Raw genomic sequence first — 15,743 nt, 5'->3', positions numbered from 1 at the left:
AATTGATGTTACTCTGTTCGTAAGAAGCCAAAACTCTCGAACGGTTTCAAGCGAAAGATGAGGACACCCTTGATGTCCTGACGAGCAATCGGACCAAACTCTCTGCTATCGGTCATCTCTTGACGATTGTCGTTCAAGACAAAGTACTGCCCCTTAGGCACTGTAGCATCTGGGTCATCCAGTAAAATTGCCAAGCTGAAATCTGGCGTAAAGGGCATCTCATGACCTGTTTTTGACAGGTAAGCCCGTTTCATCTCCTCGATATAGGGCTGTTCAACCACTTCCTGATTACGGTATAAAATATCCTCAACAGACATCAGCTGATCGCCTGCCTGCCCTATGACACGCCCGATGTGAGTCTCGTTGTCGACTTCATAAATCACAAGGTTGCCATAATCAGGTGTCTCTCGTCGTGAAAACAAGACCTGATCACCTGTGTTAAGGAAAGAATTGCTATCTCTCTCCTGAATCGTATAAGTCCCAAAGACAAAAGACTGAAGCCCGACAAAAACAAGAATGACTGTTACAATCAACAATATCCCTGCAATAAAATCACGTTTTACCATAGTTTTATTTTACCACATTTTCAGAAAATCATAAAGCTAATCCAGCAAAAATCACTAGGACGACATCAAAACGGCAACGATAACCGTTTGACTCACTTCGTATCTCCTAACTACCAGATAAACAATCTCTGTCTATTGCTCGTTTGACAGTTAAAGAGACCTAGCCAATATTTTCTCATGACTACACAGAAAAAAGGCAAGGAACTTGGCAACAGCTCCTTGCCCTGTGTTTATGATGATTTCTGTTCTTGTTCTAGTGATTGTTGAAAGGACATGGATAAGACTAGACCGACTCCGATTAAATTTGTAACTAGAGAAGACCCCCCTTGAGAGATGAACGGCAAGGGAATACCTGTTAGGGGAAGAAGACCGATTGCTGCTCCGATATTTTCAAAAATATGAAAGAGAATCATCATAATGAAGCCGGACGAAATATAGACATAAAACCGATTATTAGAAACCAGCGTGATTTTTAACATGCGATAAATCAATAGCAGATAAAGAATCAAAAGCAGACTAGAGCCGATAAACCCAAAATTCTCTGCGATAACCGTAAAAATCATGTCACTCTCCCGGACAGGAATATTTAGGTCAATCACGTTAAATCCTTTCCCAGTCAAGCCACCACTACCGATTGCAATCATGCTCTGGGTTTGCTGGTACGAAATGCCTTCAGCATAAGCAAAAGGATCTAGCCAAGCCGAAATTCGGTTAATCTGATAGGTATCCATTCCCAAGTTAAAAAAGAAATCCTTGCCCCACGATTGTGTAAATACCCATAAAAAACCTGCAATTCCCGCAGCAAATCCTCCGACAACAGGTAAAATAAGCCGCCAACTGACCCCTGATAAGAGAATGATACCGGACAAAATTGCCAGAAAGACAAGAGATGTGCCTAAATCCTTCTGAAGACCTAACAAGATAAACACAGGAACCGTTAATAACCCGTATAGACCCAGCAATTTCAAGTCCCTTGCAATAGATACCTGAGGAAACTGCTCTTGATACCACACAGTCACAACCGCCAAGATTAAAATATAGGCGATTTTCATAAACTCAGATGGCTGAAATAAAGTCGCACCACCAAGGGTCACCCAGTTTTTAGCACCCGTTGACGAAACCAGCCCCGCATCAAAGTAAATCAGGGGCAAGACCATCAACCCTAGCCCTAACACATAGAGCAGGGGACTGACCTTCCAGAGAAATGATTTGCTAAAGAGCATGACCACCAAAGCCATCAGTAGACCGATAGCTGTCCAAGCGAGTTGCTGAATCATCACAATCCCCACACGGTCTGGATAATCATGACTTGTCGCGATAAAAACTGAAAAAAAACCTGTCAATAGCAGGAAAAAGACTGGCAACAGCAGGACATAATCAATGTGTCTCTCAATAGAGGAAATCGTCTTGAACATTACAGGTCACTTTCTAAGAAATGGCAGTTTGTGAAAATTATCAATTAGGTTTTCAACATCAGACTTAGACTTAACTCTTTTAATACCAGTCTATCTGATGGCTAATCTGATCTAAAACTCCCAGTCATGGCGAAGAATTTAATCACATAGGACTATTGTGGTCCTAAACACCTTAGGTAACAGGGAGCGATTACTCCTACCATTATAGCAAAAAAGGGAAAATAAAAACAGCTAAAAAGCTGCTTTATTCTGGTAACTATACGACTAATACCATCAACAAGTGAAGTCGCAAAGCTGTCACTACTCATGCTGTCACAACAAACAGACTACAACCAGTCTCTTGGTGGCTAGTTTTTTAGACATCTCTTACGATGTTTTGGTTTTTAATCCCCAACTGTACTGTCCACCTCTCGCTCATAGGTGAGGTTATTGGGACGTTGAGAATCGTACCAGCTAGGAATTTCTCCTTGGCAGACGAAGCCCATCCGCTCATAAAAAGGGATACCCATCTGGTTGTTTTTAGCAACGGTGACTTGTTGGCGGTTAATCCCGTAAGTCGCCTTCTGGTGGTCGGTCAGAAAATTAACGAGAGCACGTCCCAATCCCTTACCCTTGTGCTCTGGGTGAACATAGAGGACATAGATATGCCCAAAATTACCCTCACTGACACCGCCACCGATAGCCCCTAAGATGTGACCGTCTAGCTCAGCGACCATGTAGCCGTGCCAGTGCTGATCACTGGTTGAGCATTCTTTGGTCACTCGGTCGAGGTTGTAAAAGTCAGCGATCACCTGCTCGATATACCCTGGAGGATTCAAGTCCTTATAGGTCACACGCCAAGCGGCCGAACAGATAGCACAAATGGTAGCTGCGTCAGCTGGTGTTGCAAAACGGGTGGTGATGGTCATCTTAATTCTCCTTTTCTGATAGAGATGACTGTTTCGGCGTCGCCAAGTCTTCTAAAAAATCAATCAAGAGGGAAAAAAGCCCACTCAAGCTGACTGTTAGTCCGATACCCCAGATGAGCTTGGTCAGAGATGCGGTGCGCAAGCCATCAAACAAGAGCGTCCCAAGCCCTCCAGCATTGATGGTCGCCCCAATGGTCGCCATAGCGATGATGGAGGTCGCTGCTAGCTTAATGCCTGCAAAGAGAGCAGGTACGGCTAAGGGTAGCTGAACAGCCACTAACAACTGTCCCTCCGTCATGCCCATGCCGCGTCCCGCCTCCAAAAGAGCTGAGTCAATCTCGATCAAGCCCGATAAAAAGCTCCGCACCAAGATATACTGGGCATAGAGGGTCAAAACGATAACCGTGGTGGTCTGCCCTAGACCTGTCAAGGGAATCAGCAGGGCAAAAAAGGCAAATGAGGGCACCGCATACAAGACAGACAAGAGATAGACGGATACTTGCTGCAAGCGTGGAAAGCGCCAGAGGAGCAGGGTTAACCCAATTCCAAAAACCAAGGCAAATCCCAGAGCCAGCAAGGTCAATTGGAGGTGTTCCAAGACCAAGCGAAAAAGCGCCTCACGATGGCTGAGTGCGTACTCCATCAGGTCAATCCTCCTACTAGCCTGTCCTGCCGCTGAACCGTTTCGAGCAGGGATTTGACAAAATCCGTCCGAGGGGAAGCAATAATCTCCTGCGGACGATCAAACTGCACCAACCGCCCCTGGTCCATGACCATGACACGGTCGCCCAGATAGAGAGCCTCATGGATATCATGGGTGATGAGAACAAAGGCCTTGTCAGCCAAGGACTGGTGGAGAGTCTTGAGCTGGTCTTGCAGGTGATGGCGGGTGATGGCGTCCACCGCCCCAAAGGGCTCATCAAATAACACCATCTGCGGATCAGCAGCTAGTGCTCTGGCTACTCCGACCCGCTGCTGCTGTCCACCAGAGAGTTCCTTGGGGTAGCGATGGGCAAAGTCTCTGGCAGGGAGCTGCACCATGGTCAGCAACTCCTCCACACGCTGGTCAATCCGCTCGTTTTCCCAGCCCAAGAGTTTAGGGACAGTGGCGATATTGTCTCGGACGGTCAGGTGGGGAAAGAGCCCAATCTGCTGAACCACATAGCCAATTTGCCGACGGAGGGCAACAGGATCGGTCGCCGACAAAGGCTGACCATCTAACAAAATCTGCCCTGTATCTGGCTCTAAGAGGCGGTTCATGAGCTTGAGCGTCGTCGTTTTCCCAGATCCTGATGTCCCTAAAATGGTAATAAACTCACCCTTAGAGAGGGTAAAGGTCAGATCGGACAAGACTGGGGTATCGCCGTAGGTTTTCCCCACCCCCTCAAAGGTCACTAATGCTTGCGTCATCTGGTCTCCTTAGTTTGCGATGCTCTTGTAGAAGTCTTTGGCAACAGCCGTATAATCCTTACCGTCAACATCGACTTGAGCGTTGAGTTCGGTGACTTTTTCAGTCGTTAATTGGCTGGAAATCGTGTTCAAGGCTGTCGCAAGGTTTGGCTCTTTCTCAAGCAAGTCGCTCTGGGCAACAGGAGCGATGTTGTAAGGTGGCCAGAAGGCCTTGTCATCTTCCAGCAGGGTAAACTCATCTGTCTGAATGAGCTGACCTTCTGTAGTATAGGCTGGCGTCACATCTGCTTCGTCGTTTTTCAGCACGCTGTATTTCAGGCTGTTGTCGTAGACCTTGGAAGATTTCCAGTTAAACTCACCGTAAGCCGTCTTCAAGCCTGCCAAGCCGTCTTCACGCTGGTCAAATTCCCCTTGGGACGCAAAGCGGAGTTCGCTCGCATGTTGTTGCAGGTCAGAGATGGTCTTGATGCCCAACTGCTTCGCCACGGCTGTCCGAATGACCAAGCCCTGACTGTCTGTCGCTTGGGCGTAGTCTAACCACGTCAGCTTAAAGTCTTTGGCATAGGCGGTTTTAACCGTCTGATAGACCTGCTCAGGGTCGGTTTCCAATGGCAACTTCAAAATAGCCAACAGACCTGTCCCTGTGTACTCTGGGTAGAGGTCGATTTCCTTATTGGTCAAGGACGTATGCACCAAAGAGCTGGCGATGTTAAACTTGCGCTCAACGGTGTAGCCTTCATCTTCCAAGGCTAGAGCATAGAGCTCTGCAACGATGAGGTTTTCTGTGAAATCTTTTGAACCAATCCGCACGACTGGTTTGTCACCAGCTGCAGGTGCGCTCTGCTTTTGCCCAAAGAGGGCAAATAATCCTAAACCAGCTAGGACAAGGAGGGCTAACAGGCCTCCGAGGCGTTTTTTGTTTGTCATGTTTAACTCCTTTTTAGTGGGTTTGTTTGATGTGATGAATGAGCCCATCAAGGCTCAACATGGCAATGAGCGAGAGCAGGGCAACGGAGCCACCGCCCAAGAGTAAGAGATCGTAGCGATAGAGCCCCAACCCTGTGAAAATCAGAGTGCCCAGTCCTCCTGCTCCGATGTAGGTGGCTAGGCTAGCGGAGGCGATGATTTCCACTAGAGCCAACTTGAGCCCGGTCAAGAGATGGGGAAGGGCTAGTGGAAAAGCGACCTTGAGCAAGACCTGCCTGTCGGTCATCCCCAGCCCCTTGCCGACTTCTTTCAAACTCTCTGGGACTTGCACCAAGCCGACCAAGGTTTGTAGGATAATGGGCGGTAAGCCCAGCAGGACAAGGGCGATAAGGGCTGGCATTTGCCCAACACCGATGAGGGGAATGAGGAAGAACAGCACACCCAGCGAGGGAATGACCCGCAGACCACCAGACAGGCCTGTGATGGCTTGCCGGAGTTTGGAGCGCTGGTAAGCCAGGTAACCCAAGTAGGTCCCAAAAACCAGAGCGATTCCCAGAGCCAGAAGGCTAATCCAGATATGCTCCCAAAGATAGGTCAGGTATTGGTGGCTGTTGTGTGCTAGGTAATCAACCAGTCTAGTCCACATGAGCAACCTCCTCGTCGTCCTTGTCTTTTCTATCCAAACCTCGTCTCAGGTTATCCAAAATCCGCTTTTGGTAGCTGATAAAGGTGGTCACCTCTTCCTCACTAAATCCCTCGTAAAAGATGATTGACAAGCACTCGCTAACCCGCTTTCCGATGACTTCTTGCCCCCAGCCCTTATCCGTCAGGTGCCAGATTTTTTTTCTCTTGTCATTGGGACAGGGCTGTGGCACAATCAAGCCTTGCTCCTCCAAACGTTTGAGCATAGAGGTTAAGGTATTGTTGGCAAGCCCTGTGTGAATGGCAATATCTGTCGCAGTTCCTCTCCCACCATGTAACCAAAGACAGTGGAGAATCTTCCCTTGTTCTCCCGTGTAAAGTGCCTCTGGCTCCTGTGCCAGCAAGTGCTGAAACAGACGACCATTCAAGAGGCTAATGTGGGTCGCGCGATAGCCCCCTTGTTCTTTTGTCATAGGAGCTCCTTTCTTTTTTATTTCTATATAGAACAATGATAATTCTAGCATCTCCTTTTTTCTTTGTCAACTATTTCGATATGGAAATACTATATTCCACAAAAAAAGAGCAGGATTTTCTGCTCTCTGGTATTATCACGCTTTAATACCGTGGACGAATCACACCTGTCACGGTTGCTTTTGTCGCTTCATAATCACCATCAACGACGACCTTGATAATGCGCTTGGCCTCTTCTTCTGGTGCTGCAACAAGGGGCAAGCGAAGCGGTCCGACATCAAAGCCCAAATAGTTCAGCACCGCCTTAACAGGAGCAGGGCTCGGATAGCTAAAGAGAGCGTTGACTTTAGGGATAAACTGGCGCTGAATAGCTGCAGCAGCCTTGATGTCGCTCCGCTCAATAGCTTCAAACATGGCGTGCATCTCGTCACCATTAGTGTGAGAGGCTACCGAAATTACCCCATCTGCTCCCAAATTCATGGCATGGAAGGCATCGCCATCTTCTCCTGTATAGATGAGAAAATCATCTGGACGGTGCTCAATCAGATAGGCAATGTTAGCAAGGGTTGTACACTCCTTGACTCCGATGATATTGGGATGTTCTGCCAAGCGAAGCATGGTCTCAGGCGTCAACTCCACCACGACTCGTCCTGGGATATTATACAGAATAATCGGCAGGTCAGACGCGTCCGCAATGGCCTTGAAATGCTGGTAAAGCCCCTCTTGAGATGGCTTATTATAGTAAGGAACAATGGCAAGGCCCGCCGCAAAACCACCAAATTTAGCCACTTCCTTGGCAAACTCGATGGAATCCCGCGTATCATTGGTTCCAATCCCTGCAATCAAGGACACTCTGCCCTTAACAATAGCTTGCACAACTTTGAAAATCTCTAGCTCTTCCTCATGGGTCAGGGTCGGACTTTCTGCCGTCGTCCCTGCCAGCAAGATGGCATCTGTATGGTGCGCCAGCAAGTGTTCAATCAGAGCTGGGAAAGCCTCAAAATTGATGGTACCATCTTCATGAAAAGGCGTGACCAAGGCTGTGATGATTTTAGCCTGTCGTAGTTGCTCGATGGACATAAGAATTCCTTTCTAACGATGCTACTGATTCGAGATGACTGACGATTTTGCCAGCCATCTCATCACTCTACTTCAACTCAAATACGAGCTCGTCCGTTTTTCTCACCAAACCACGCTCGTGAAGGGTCTCAGCGATTTGAACAGAATTCCAAGCAGCACCTTTGAGGAGATTGTCAGATACCACCCACATGTGAATGCCATTTTCCTTGTCCAAATCCTTACGAATACGACCAACAAAGGTATCACGGCTACCGACCGCATTGATGGCTTGTGGGTAGATTTGGTTTGCAATATCATCTTCTAAAACAGCACCTGGGAAGCTCGCAATCGCTGCTTTTACCGCTTCAATGTCTGCGACTTCCTTGGTTTCGATGTAGACAGATTCAGAGTGGGCAGAGAGAACTGGAATCCGCACACAGGTCGCAGAAACAGCAATGCTGTCATCTTCCATGATTTTCTTGGTTTCCTTGGTCATCTTCATCTCTTCATAGGTGTAGGCATTGTCCGTGAAGAGGTCGATTTGTGGCAGTGCATTAAAGCCAATAGGGTAGTGCTTCTTATCGCCACCTGAAGGAAGGATGTTTGCTTCTACCTCTTTTGGTGCCACGCCGTCATTCAACACCGCACGCAACTGCGCCTGTGTTTCCAAGATAGCTCCCATACCTGCCCCAGAGACCGCTTGGTAGGTTGACACGATGATGCGTTCCAAGCCCCACTGCTGACGGACAGGCTCCAGTGCCACCATCATCTGGATGGTGGAGCAGTTTGGACAAGCGATAATGCCTTTGTGGTCATCCATGGCATGGGCATTGACCTCTGGAACAACCAAAGGCACATCTGGATTCATACGGAAGTAAGAGGTGTTGTCCACCACTACAGCACCTGCTTTCACCGCATAAGGTGCAAACTTAGCCGATGTCGACCCACCAGCTGAAAAGAGGGCAATATCAACGCCTTCAAAACTATCTTCTGTGGTCAACTCGACCGTCACCTCTTGTCCCTTATAAGTCAAGGTCTTACCAGCAGAATGAGCTGACGACAGCAACTTAATTTGGTCAATCGAAAGCGTGCTCTCCTCCAACATCTTAATCATCTGTGTTCCAACGGCGCCTGTCGCACCAACAACGGCAACTGTATAGCCCATGTCTTTACCTCTTTTTTCTACAGGTTAGTAAAAATTTTATCCGTTATCTTTTTTAGATAATTTTATTTCCAGCAGTCTTTGCTGATACGCCTAATTATACTATTTTTCTTTAACAATGAAAAGAGATTATTTTTGCAAATCACTCAATTATTCACTTTTTGCTAATTTTCTGAAAAAAATTTAAATAATCTCTTGCAGAATATAAAAAAATGTGCGATAATTCATCTTACCTGACTTTAAGATTTTTTTCAGGAAATTATGTTTAGGAGGTTTGATGATGAGTCGTCAAATGACATCAAAAGTTAGGCTATTAGGCCCTACCTTGCTTACTGCCTTGGTAGCCTTTAGTCTGAATAGCTACTCAGTAGCTGCTAATGATGATGTGACTATTGCTTCTACTAGCCCAGCCATCACAGCTGTTTCTGACAGCACTACAGCTGAAACGGCTACCAGCTCTGCGATTTCACCAGAGCCACAAGCAAGCACCACGTCATCAGAGAGCAATCAGCCAAACTTTGCTCTTGCTGAGCTTTATGCTAAAACAGAAGCCGAGACCCTATCTGTTGAAAGCAATGCTATTATCAATGTCCAGCCTGTCTGGGAAGAAAACATCAAGGGGCAAGGCATGGTCGTTGCTGTTATCGACTCAGGGCTTGACGTTGAGCACAATGCCTTGACCCTTAGCGATATTTCCACTGCTAAATTCAAGAGCGAAGAGGAAATGGAGGCCAAGAAAGCTGAAGCTGGTATCAACTACGGTCAATGGTACAACGACAAGGTTGTTTTTGGCTACAACTATACTGACAGCAATACCGAACTAAAAGAAAGCGATGTGCGTTCTCACGGTATGCACGTTTCTGGTATCTCAGTGGGTAATCCGACTCAAACGGATAGCAGTGGTACACGCATCGTTGGGGTTGCCCCAGAAGCCCAGTTGATGTTTATGCGGGTCTTTTCTGATACTCGTGGCGGGGGTACAGCTCCGTTTCTCTACGCTCGTGCTATCGAAGATGCCGTTAAACTCGGTGCTGACTCAATCAACCTCAGTCTGGGGTCACCAAACGGCTCCCTGATTGATGTTGGCGACCACATCACGCGTGCCATTGATGATGCTCGTAAAAAAGGGGTTACCGTTGTCATTGCAGCAGGTAACGATACGGTATTTGGGGACGGTAAATCCTTGCCTTACGCCGATAACCCTGACTATGCTGTTGTTGCAACACCAGCCACAGCCCGAGATGGTATTGCGGTCGCTTCTTATAACAACACCCACCTCACTCGTGAAGTTGCCACCATTCTCGGTATGGAAGATAATGCTGAGCTCAACTTTGGTAAGGTCAACTTTACCAAGGGGTCAAACAGTAAAAAAGAGTTCGCTGAAAATGTAGCCTATGACTACCTCTATGTTGGACTAGGTAAAACCGAAGACTTTGAAGGACAGGACTTAACTGGCAGAATCGCCCTCATCAAACGTGGTGAAATCAGCTTTGCTGACAAGGTAGCCAATGCTAAAAAAGCTGGAGCTATCGGTGCTGTGGTCTTCAACAACGTGACCCAAACACTGGACTTCACCATGAACATCCCTGGACCTGAAACAGCGCTTTACCCATCAATTTTTATCCCTATCCAATTCGGTGAAGAGTTAGCTAAAGAGTCAGGCACAGGCAAGTACAAGTTCCAGTTCAACAAAGCCTACGAAACGGTGGTCAATCCTGAAGCTGGAAAAATGTCTGACTTTACCAGCTGGGGCTTGTCTGCTGATGGTGAATTAAAACCTGATGTCTCTGCACCAGGTGGAGCGATTTACTCTGCCATTAACAACAATGGTTATGCAAGCATGGACGGTACCAGCATGGCATCGCCACATATCGCTGGTGTTATTGTCCTCATGAAACAGGCTCTTCAGAAAAAATACCCTGATTTAAGCCCTGAGGATCTGCAAATTCGTATCAAACAGCTTTTGATGAGCACTGCTCTGCCACACTTTAACACTGATACTCAGGCCTATACTTCTCCTCGTCAACAAGGTGCTGGTATCGCAGATACCCACAAGGCTATTCACTCTGACCTTTACTTGACAGGCGACGATGACCTGACCAGCATCGTTCTGGGGAATGTTGATGACAGCTTTACTTTTAATGTGCGTCTGTATAACACCTCAAACAGCGACAAGACCCTCAACTACATCACTCACCTGAATACTGATGAGATTGTTGACGGTCGCGTCACCCTCAAACCACGTGAACTGAACCAAACAACCGGAACGGTCACAGTAGCTGCCAACAGCAGTGTCTTGATTCCGATTACTGTGGACAGCTCAGCCTTTACAGAAGAGCTCAGCAAACTCATGGTCAATGGTTATTTCCTTGAGGGCTTTGTGCGCTTTGTCAACCCTGTTGACGGCGGTGATGAGGTCAGCATTCCTTTTGTTGGTTTCAAGGGAGCATTTGAAAACCTAGCTGTTATCGAAAAACCAATCGGTGAATTTGACTTTAATAACGGTGACCTGCCGTTCTACTATCCTGAACGCAAAGAAGGCTCAAAAATAGACGAGCTGAATTTCACTGAAAGCGAAGAGTACACCACACTCTTGACATCAGAATCCGAATGGGACCACAATAAGGGGATCTACACGCCAGAAACACCGATTATTGCTGGAACTTACTTAGATAGTGACGGCAAGTATATCCTCTACCGTGATGAAACAGGTAAGCCATACTACATTATTTCACCAAACGGTGATAATAACCGTGATGCTGTCATGCTACGTGCTGTCATGCTACGGAACTTTACAGATGTTACTGCAGCTGTTTATCGCGACGAAGACATCGACCGTACTAATCCTGTTTGGGTCAGCGAGAATAGCCTAGCAGGAACTAAAAACTACTACGGCGGCAAACCTGCCAACTCCAAATCAACTATTCTTGATAACACGCTTTGGGCTGGTAAAGACAATAACGGCAAGGTTCTTCCAGATGGTAAATATGTCTACGTCGTAACTTATCGTCCAACCGTTCCTGGTGCAAAATCTCAGGAAATAAGCTTTAACATCTTGATTGATACCTCACGCCCTGCCATTACCACTGCTTCAATCTACGATGAAGACGCGCGTACTTTCAAACCACGTCCAGGTATTGCATGGGGAGCAACCGAGATTTATCGTGAAACCCTCTACTATAATGTCAATGCCGAGGATTACAAGGAAGTCCTCAAAAATGGTCGTGAAGTAACGCGGTCAAACACCGTCCGTATCTACATCAAGCCAGATGAAAACGGCGTTTACACCCTGCCGACACACGACATCAACGGAAAAGAACTCCGCATCACTGATTTCTGGTACCGCATCGAAAACCGTGCAGGAAACTCTTGGTCGGCTGTCCTACCAGAGATTGTCCAAGGTGGAACAGAAAGCGGATTAGTCCGTCTGGGTATCTCAAATCCAGAAACACAGCAATTGATTGAAGCAGATTTCCGCTACATTATCCGTGATTCAGAAGGCAACGATGTTACTGCTGAAACAACCTCTGTCAACCCTGCCGAACCTTTCCACAGCCTCCCATTTGGAGACTACACTGTTGAATTGATTCTTCACGATGAAGATGAAGCCTATTTGATTGATGAACGCATCAAATCCTTCACCGTTGATGAAGAACATTCATTGGTTGGTGTCTACTTCAAGGCAACACCACTGTCTCGCACAAGTTTCGCAGTGGACTTTGACACCATTCCACCAGTAGGGACTAAAGTTTACCTCGTTGACAGCAAGGGCAAACGCACCGAGCTCCCTCAAGGTCGTTACACCAAGGACATCTTTGAGAAGAAAATCGTCTCTGGTGATTACACCATTAGCATCGAGTTACCAGCAGGCTACCAGGCTGTCGACCTCTCAAGTGGTGAGCCTATCGTTATTGAGAACCTCACCTACACCATCGCAGGTGATAAACTGACTGTTAAAAATCTGTCCCTCCAAGCTAAAGGTAATTTGGAAAATGGAGGAGCAGCAGAAACTGCTGACGACTTGCCTGCCTTTGACCCCAATGCTGACCTAGATAATGATGGTTTCTCTAACCAAGAGGAACTGACTCTGGGAACAGATCCTGCCGATGCTACATCTTATCCTCAAACAGCCAAAGGTGACCAAGAAAATGGAGGAGCAGCAGAAACTGCTGACGACTTACCAGCCTTTGACCTCAATGCTGACCATGATGGGGATGGCTTCACTACAGCAGAAGAAATGGCAGCAGGCACCGATCCGTTCCACGCAGGTACTTACCCACAAACCTCAACTGGTGACAATGCCAACAACGGTTATCCAAATCTTAACGACGATAAACCAGTCTTTGATTTAGAAGCTGACTATGATGGGGATGGCTTCACAAACCGCCAAGAACTGGATGCTAACACCAATCCATTGGATAAGAACAGTTTCCCTGTCAAGAATGAGGAACCTGCTACACCTCCTACCAATCAGGACGAAAATAAAGAAACACCTGATAACCAGAAGGATAAAGATAAGGAAACATCTGATGTTCAGGGTGGCAAAGATACCTCAACACCAGATCATCCTAAGGACAAACTTGCTGACCAGCTGGTTAATACTGACAGGCAAGTCTTCGTTAACCCAGCTGCTCCTGCTCCCCGTCCAGCAGCTACAAGCAATCTAGCAACTTATGCAGCAGCTACTTCTCACAAAGCCAGTCTGCCAGAGACAGGTGACCAGACAAGTGTCTTGACACTTATCGGTGCTAGCATGACCGCTCTTGCAGCCTACTACTTGACTCGTCGCAAGAAAAACTAAGGCTCTCTTATGACTCAAAATCCCTCGACCTGATAATCGAGGGATTTTTTGATACCCGAATAAAACCAAGACCAGCCTAGAAGAGTATACAGCTAGGCAAGGGAGCTTTATAAGCTACAACTCCTGTTGCGCTTCTTAGACACAAAAAATCCCCCACAAAGGGGGAAAGGGCATCTCAAACGAGATGAGATCAGTTGGTTCACACAACTCATCAAGGTCGGCTCCTGCCTTTATGACCTCCCTAGCGTAAATTTGGTCAGTGACCAAATTCGGCTCATCGCATATTTTTATTCTAACTCATTTGTGTCATTTTGTAAAGGCCTGTGTTCTACTGGTTGAAAAAACTCGGTAACAGCTCTTTGTAGCCCATCAGGTGAGGCTGTCTTTAGTCGTTGCTGGCAGACTCTAACAGGATAAAATGGCTTACCATCCAGTATCAGAACCATGTCCAAATCATCTTCTGAGACTTCATCGCTCAGTTCCCATTTGCCACCATAGTTAGCAATCAAGGTTTCACCTAGATAGGCCGCAACAGCAAATAAAATAATCCCACCATCTGGTCGTCTAAGAACTCCGCCTTCCTGCTTCTCCGTTTCAAAGAAGTCATCCAATGCTGCGATGCTTGATAAGCTAAAGTCAGCCAGATAACCAGAAGCTGTCAGATTGTCTACCGTCCACTCGATGGCTTCTGGCAAATCATCTACCAAAGTTGACTGGGAACTTTGCGCAGTTTTAGCTTTAAATGCTTGAAAAATTTTCTTAAACATAAGATCTCCTTATAACTCCTTAGTTACAATAGCGGTGCAACGACTTTAGCGAATACACCTGTTAATTTCATAAGAATCGGTAATTGTGACAGCTCATCTGGTGTCACACGGTGGCAAAGTAGCAGAGTTTGTTGAAAATCTGCTTCAACAGCTGCGACTGCTGGTGAACGGTAGAGATAAGTTGCGCACTCAAAGTGATGGTAGAGGCTACGATAATCAAGGTTTATGGTGCCAACAACAGCCTTAACACCGTCTGCTACAAAGACCTTAGAGTGATTAAATCCTGGCGTGTACTCGTAAATCTCCACTCCTGATTCCATGAGAATTTTGTAATAGGTTTTTGCCAGAGCATAAGGAATTTTTTTATCCGGAATCCCTGGCATCATGAGCTTGACATCAACTCCTCGCTCCGCAGCAAAGCGAATAGCATGTTCTAATTCGCTGCTCAAAATCAGATATGGTGTCATGATATGGACGTATTCTCTCGCATGGTTTAACATGTCAATGTAGACATTTTCACCAACATTATCACGATCAAGAGGAGAATCCCCGTATGGTATCACATAACCATCAGCCTTGTTAACTGGTTGGGATAAGCCGATATAAGGCGCAAGCGATTCATCGCTTCCCATGCTTGTCCACATCTGTAGGAACAGCACCGTAAAACTATCAACAGCAGGACCTTTTAAGAGGACACCTGCATCCTTCCAATGCCCAAAACGCTCGATTTCATTGATGTATTCATCTGCTAGGTTGGCACCACCGTTAAAAGCCACCTGTCCATCAATGACTAAAATCTTACGATGATCCCGATAGTTGTAGTAGGTCGATAGAAAGGGCGTAATGGGAGCAAAAGCCCTCGCTTGTATGCCTAATTTGCCCAAACGCTCAGTGTAATCGAAGGACAGGCGAGACAGCTCGTTCATCCCATCGTAGAGCACTCGGATTTCGACCCCTTCACTAGCTTTTTGCTTTAAAATGGCTAGAATTTCGCCCCACATCAGCCCTTCATCAATGATAAAGTACTCCAAAAAGATGAACTGTTTAGCCTTGAGCATTTCTTCTTTCATCTTGGCAAAAAAGCTCTCACCTGTCGGCAAGTAGGTGACCGATGTCCCTTTATAAACAGGAAACTTATTATCGCTACGTCTCAAATATTCGACAAGATTATAAGCTGTGCTGTGCTGTGTACTGAGCTCTTGGACAACCTCCTCGTCCTGCTTTAAAAGATTTGAGCTATTTAAAATAACCTCTTTCAAACGTCTCCTCAAGGTTCGATAACCCAAATCCTGCTTGGTATATAATAGAAACAAGGAACCAAGTAGTGGAGCCAGCATAATCATCACTAACCAGGTAATTTTTGAAGTCGTATCCATACGGCTGTTGACCAGATAAAGGACACTGGCAACCGTGATAACAGCCTCAAAAATTTGAAAGAATACCCGATACTCTCCCAATAACCAACCAAAAGAAATGGAGATTAGCCATAATTGCAAAAGGATTAAGATAAAAACAATCGTCGCTCGGCTAAATACCGCACTGAAGAGCTTATCCTTTTTTAACAAGCGAATGGCTTTTAACTTGACTTTGCGCTTTTTCTCTTCCATATCATCTC

13 protein-coding genes are annotated in these 15,743 nt (G+C 46.4%); 1 reads left to right on the top strand and 12 read right to left on the bottom strand.

The annotated features are described in order from the left end of the window. Positions 1–8: 8 nt before the first annotated feature. The 10 genes from lepB to ACERC8_RS01820 all read right to left on the bottom strand — a co-directional run bounded on the left by lepB (position 9) and on the right by ACERC8_RS01820 (position 8,563). Positions 9–566 carry a signal peptidase I gene (gene lepB / locus ACERC8_RS01865; protein WP_373658211.1) on the bottom strand — a complete coding sequence of 186 codons (558 nt, stop codon included), beginning with the start codon at positions 564–566 and terminating at the stop codon, positions 9–11. A gap of 230 nt (positions 567–796) precedes the next feature. Further along, positions 797–1,981, bottom strand: coding sequence for an FtsW/RodA/SpoVE family cell cycle protein (locus ACERC8_RS01860; protein ID WP_373658210.1), 1,185 nt, complete (start codon positions 1,979–1,981; stop codon positions 797–799). A 383-nt stretch (positions 1,982–2,364) separates the two neighbouring features. Further along, positions 2,365–2,889, bottom strand: coding sequence for an N-acetyltransferase family protein (locus ACERC8_RS01855; RefSeq protein WP_373658209.1), 525 nt, complete (start codon positions 2,887–2,889; stop codon positions 2,365–2,367). A 1-nt stretch (position 2,890) separates the two neighbouring features. Further along, complete coding sequence (locus ACERC8_RS01850; RefSeq protein ID WP_373658208.1) at positions 2,891–3,532, bottom strand: ABC transporter permease; 642 nt, start codon at positions 3,530–3,532, stop codon at positions 2,891–2,893. Continuing rightward, complete coding sequence (locus tag ACERC8_RS01845) at positions 3,532–4,299, bottom strand: ABC transporter ATP-binding protein (RefSeq protein WP_373658207.1); 768 nt, start codon at positions 4,297–4,299, stop codon at positions 3,532–3,534. The genes ACERC8_RS01850 and ACERC8_RS01845 overlap by 1 nt, the downstream gene beginning before the upstream one ends. 9 nt (positions 4,300–4,308) lie before the next feature. Further along, positions 4,309–5,226 carry a glycine betaine ABC transporter substrate-binding protein gene (locus tag ACERC8_RS01840; protein WP_373658206.1) on the bottom strand — a complete coding sequence of 306 codons (918 nt, stop codon included), beginning with the start codon at positions 5,224–5,226 and terminating at the stop codon, positions 4,309–4,311. Positions 5,227–5,239: 13 nt separating this feature from the next. Next, on the bottom strand, positions 5,240–5,872 hold the full coding sequence (locus ACERC8_RS01835; protein WP_373658205.1) for an ABC transporter permease: 633 nt from the start codon (positions 5,870–5,872) through the stop codon (positions 5,240–5,242). Then, positions 5,862–6,341: a MarR family winged helix-turn-helix transcriptional regulator gene (locus tag ACERC8_RS01830; RefSeq protein WP_373658204.1), complete on the bottom strand. Its 480-nt coding sequence runs from the start codon at positions 6,339–6,341 to the stop codon at positions 5,862–5,864. Before ACERC8_RS01830 ends, ACERC8_RS01835 begins: the two co-directional genes overlap by 11 nt. A gap of 142 nt (positions 6,342–6,483) precedes the next feature. Then, positions 6,484–7,419, bottom strand: a complete 936-nt coding sequence (dapA, locus tag ACERC8_RS01825; RefSeq protein ID WP_373658203.1) for a 4-hydroxy-tetrahydrodipicolinate synthase — start codon at positions 7,417–7,419, stop codon at positions 6,484–6,486. Between the two features lie 67 nt (positions 7,420–7,486). Continuing rightward, complete coding sequence (locus ACERC8_RS01820) at positions 7,487–8,563, bottom strand: aspartate-semialdehyde dehydrogenase (protein WP_373658202.1); 1,077 nt, start codon at positions 8,561–8,563, stop codon at positions 7,487–7,489. Between the two features lie 274 nt (positions 8,564–8,837). Here ACERC8_RS01820 and ACERC8_RS01815 point away from each other — a divergent pair, with 274 nt between their 5' ends. Beyond that, complete coding sequence (locus ACERC8_RS01815; RefSeq protein WP_373658201.1) at positions 8,838–13,361, top strand: S8 family serine peptidase; 4,524 nt, start codon at positions 8,838–8,840, stop codon at positions 13,359–13,361. Between the two features lie 287 nt (positions 13,362–13,648). On the opposite strand, the gene ACERC8_RS01810 is transcribed toward ACERC8_RS01815, so the two are convergent. Continuing rightward, entirely contained in the window at positions 13,649–14,128 is a 480-nt protein-coding gene (locus tag ACERC8_RS01810; RefSeq protein ID WP_373658200.1) for a hypothetical protein, read from the bottom strand. Positions 14,129–14,151: 23 nt separating this feature from the next. Beyond that, on the bottom strand, positions 14,152–15,735 hold the full coding sequence (locus tag ACERC8_RS01805; RefSeq protein WP_373658199.1) for a phosphatidylserine/phosphatidylglycerophosphate/cardiolipin synthase family protein: 1,584 nt from the start codon (positions 15,733–15,735) through the stop codon (positions 14,152–14,154). Between the last annotated feature and the right edge of the window lie 8 nt (positions 15,736–15,743).

Source organism: Streptococcus sp. E29BA (assembly GCF_041807805.1).
GTDB lineage: Bacteria > Bacillota > Bacilli > Lactobacillales > Streptococcaceae > Streptococcus > Streptococcus entericus.
Note: the sequence above shows the minus strand (reverse complement) of the source record. Positions and strands in the feature narration are given on the sequence as shown.

Bases quoted from the DNA above. Each gene is read 5' to 3' on its own strand.
- lepB (WP_373658211.1), bottom strand. From the start codon at position 566: ATGGTAAAACGTGATTTTATTGCAGGGATATTGTTGATTGTAACAGTC.
- ACERC8_RS01860 (WP_373658210.1), bottom strand. From the start codon at position 1,981: ATGTTCAAGACGATTTCCTCTATTGAGAGACACATTGATTATGTCCTG.
- ACERC8_RS01810 (WP_373658200.1), bottom strand. From the start codon at position 14,128: ATGTTTAAGAAAATTTTTCAAGCATTTAAAGCTAAAACTGCGCAAAGT.
- ACERC8_RS01835 (WP_373658205.1), bottom strand. From the start codon at position 5,872: ATGTGGACTAGACTGGTTGATTACCTAGCACACAACAGCCACCAATAC.
- dapA (WP_373658203.1), bottom strand. From the start codon at position 7,419: ATGTCCATCGAGCAACTACGACAGGCTAAAATCATCACAGCCTTGGTC.
- ACERC8_RS01805 (WP_373658199.1), bottom strand. From the start codon at position 15,735: ATGGAAGAGAAAAAGCGCAAAGTCAAGTTAAAAGCCATTCGCTTGTTA.
- ACERC8_RS01845 (WP_373658207.1), bottom strand. From the start codon at position 4,299: ATGACGCAAGCATTAGTGACCTTTGAGGGGGTGGGGAAAACCTACGGC.
- ACERC8_RS01850 (WP_373658208.1), bottom strand. From the start codon at position 3,532: ATGGAGTACGCACTCAGCCATCGTGAGGCGCTTTTTCGCTTGGTCTTG.
- ACERC8_RS01820 (WP_373658202.1), bottom strand. From the start codon at position 8,563: ATGGGCTATACAGTTGCCGTTGTTGGTGCGACAGGCGCCGTTGGAACA.
- ACERC8_RS01815 (WP_373658201.1), top strand. From the start codon at position 8,838: ATGATGAGTCGTCAAATGACATCAAAAGTTAGGCTATTAGGCCCTACC.
- ACERC8_RS01830 (WP_373658204.1), bottom strand. From the start codon at position 6,341: ATGACAAAAGAACAAGGGGGCTATCGCGCGACCCACATTAGCCTCTTG.
- ACERC8_RS01840 (WP_373658206.1), bottom strand. From the start codon at position 5,226: ATGACAAACAAAAAACGCCTCGGAGGCCTGTTAGCCCTCCTTGTCCTA.
- ACERC8_RS01855 (WP_373658209.1), bottom strand. From the start codon at position 2,889: ATGACCATCACCACCCGTTTTGCAACACCAGCTGACGCAGCTACCATT.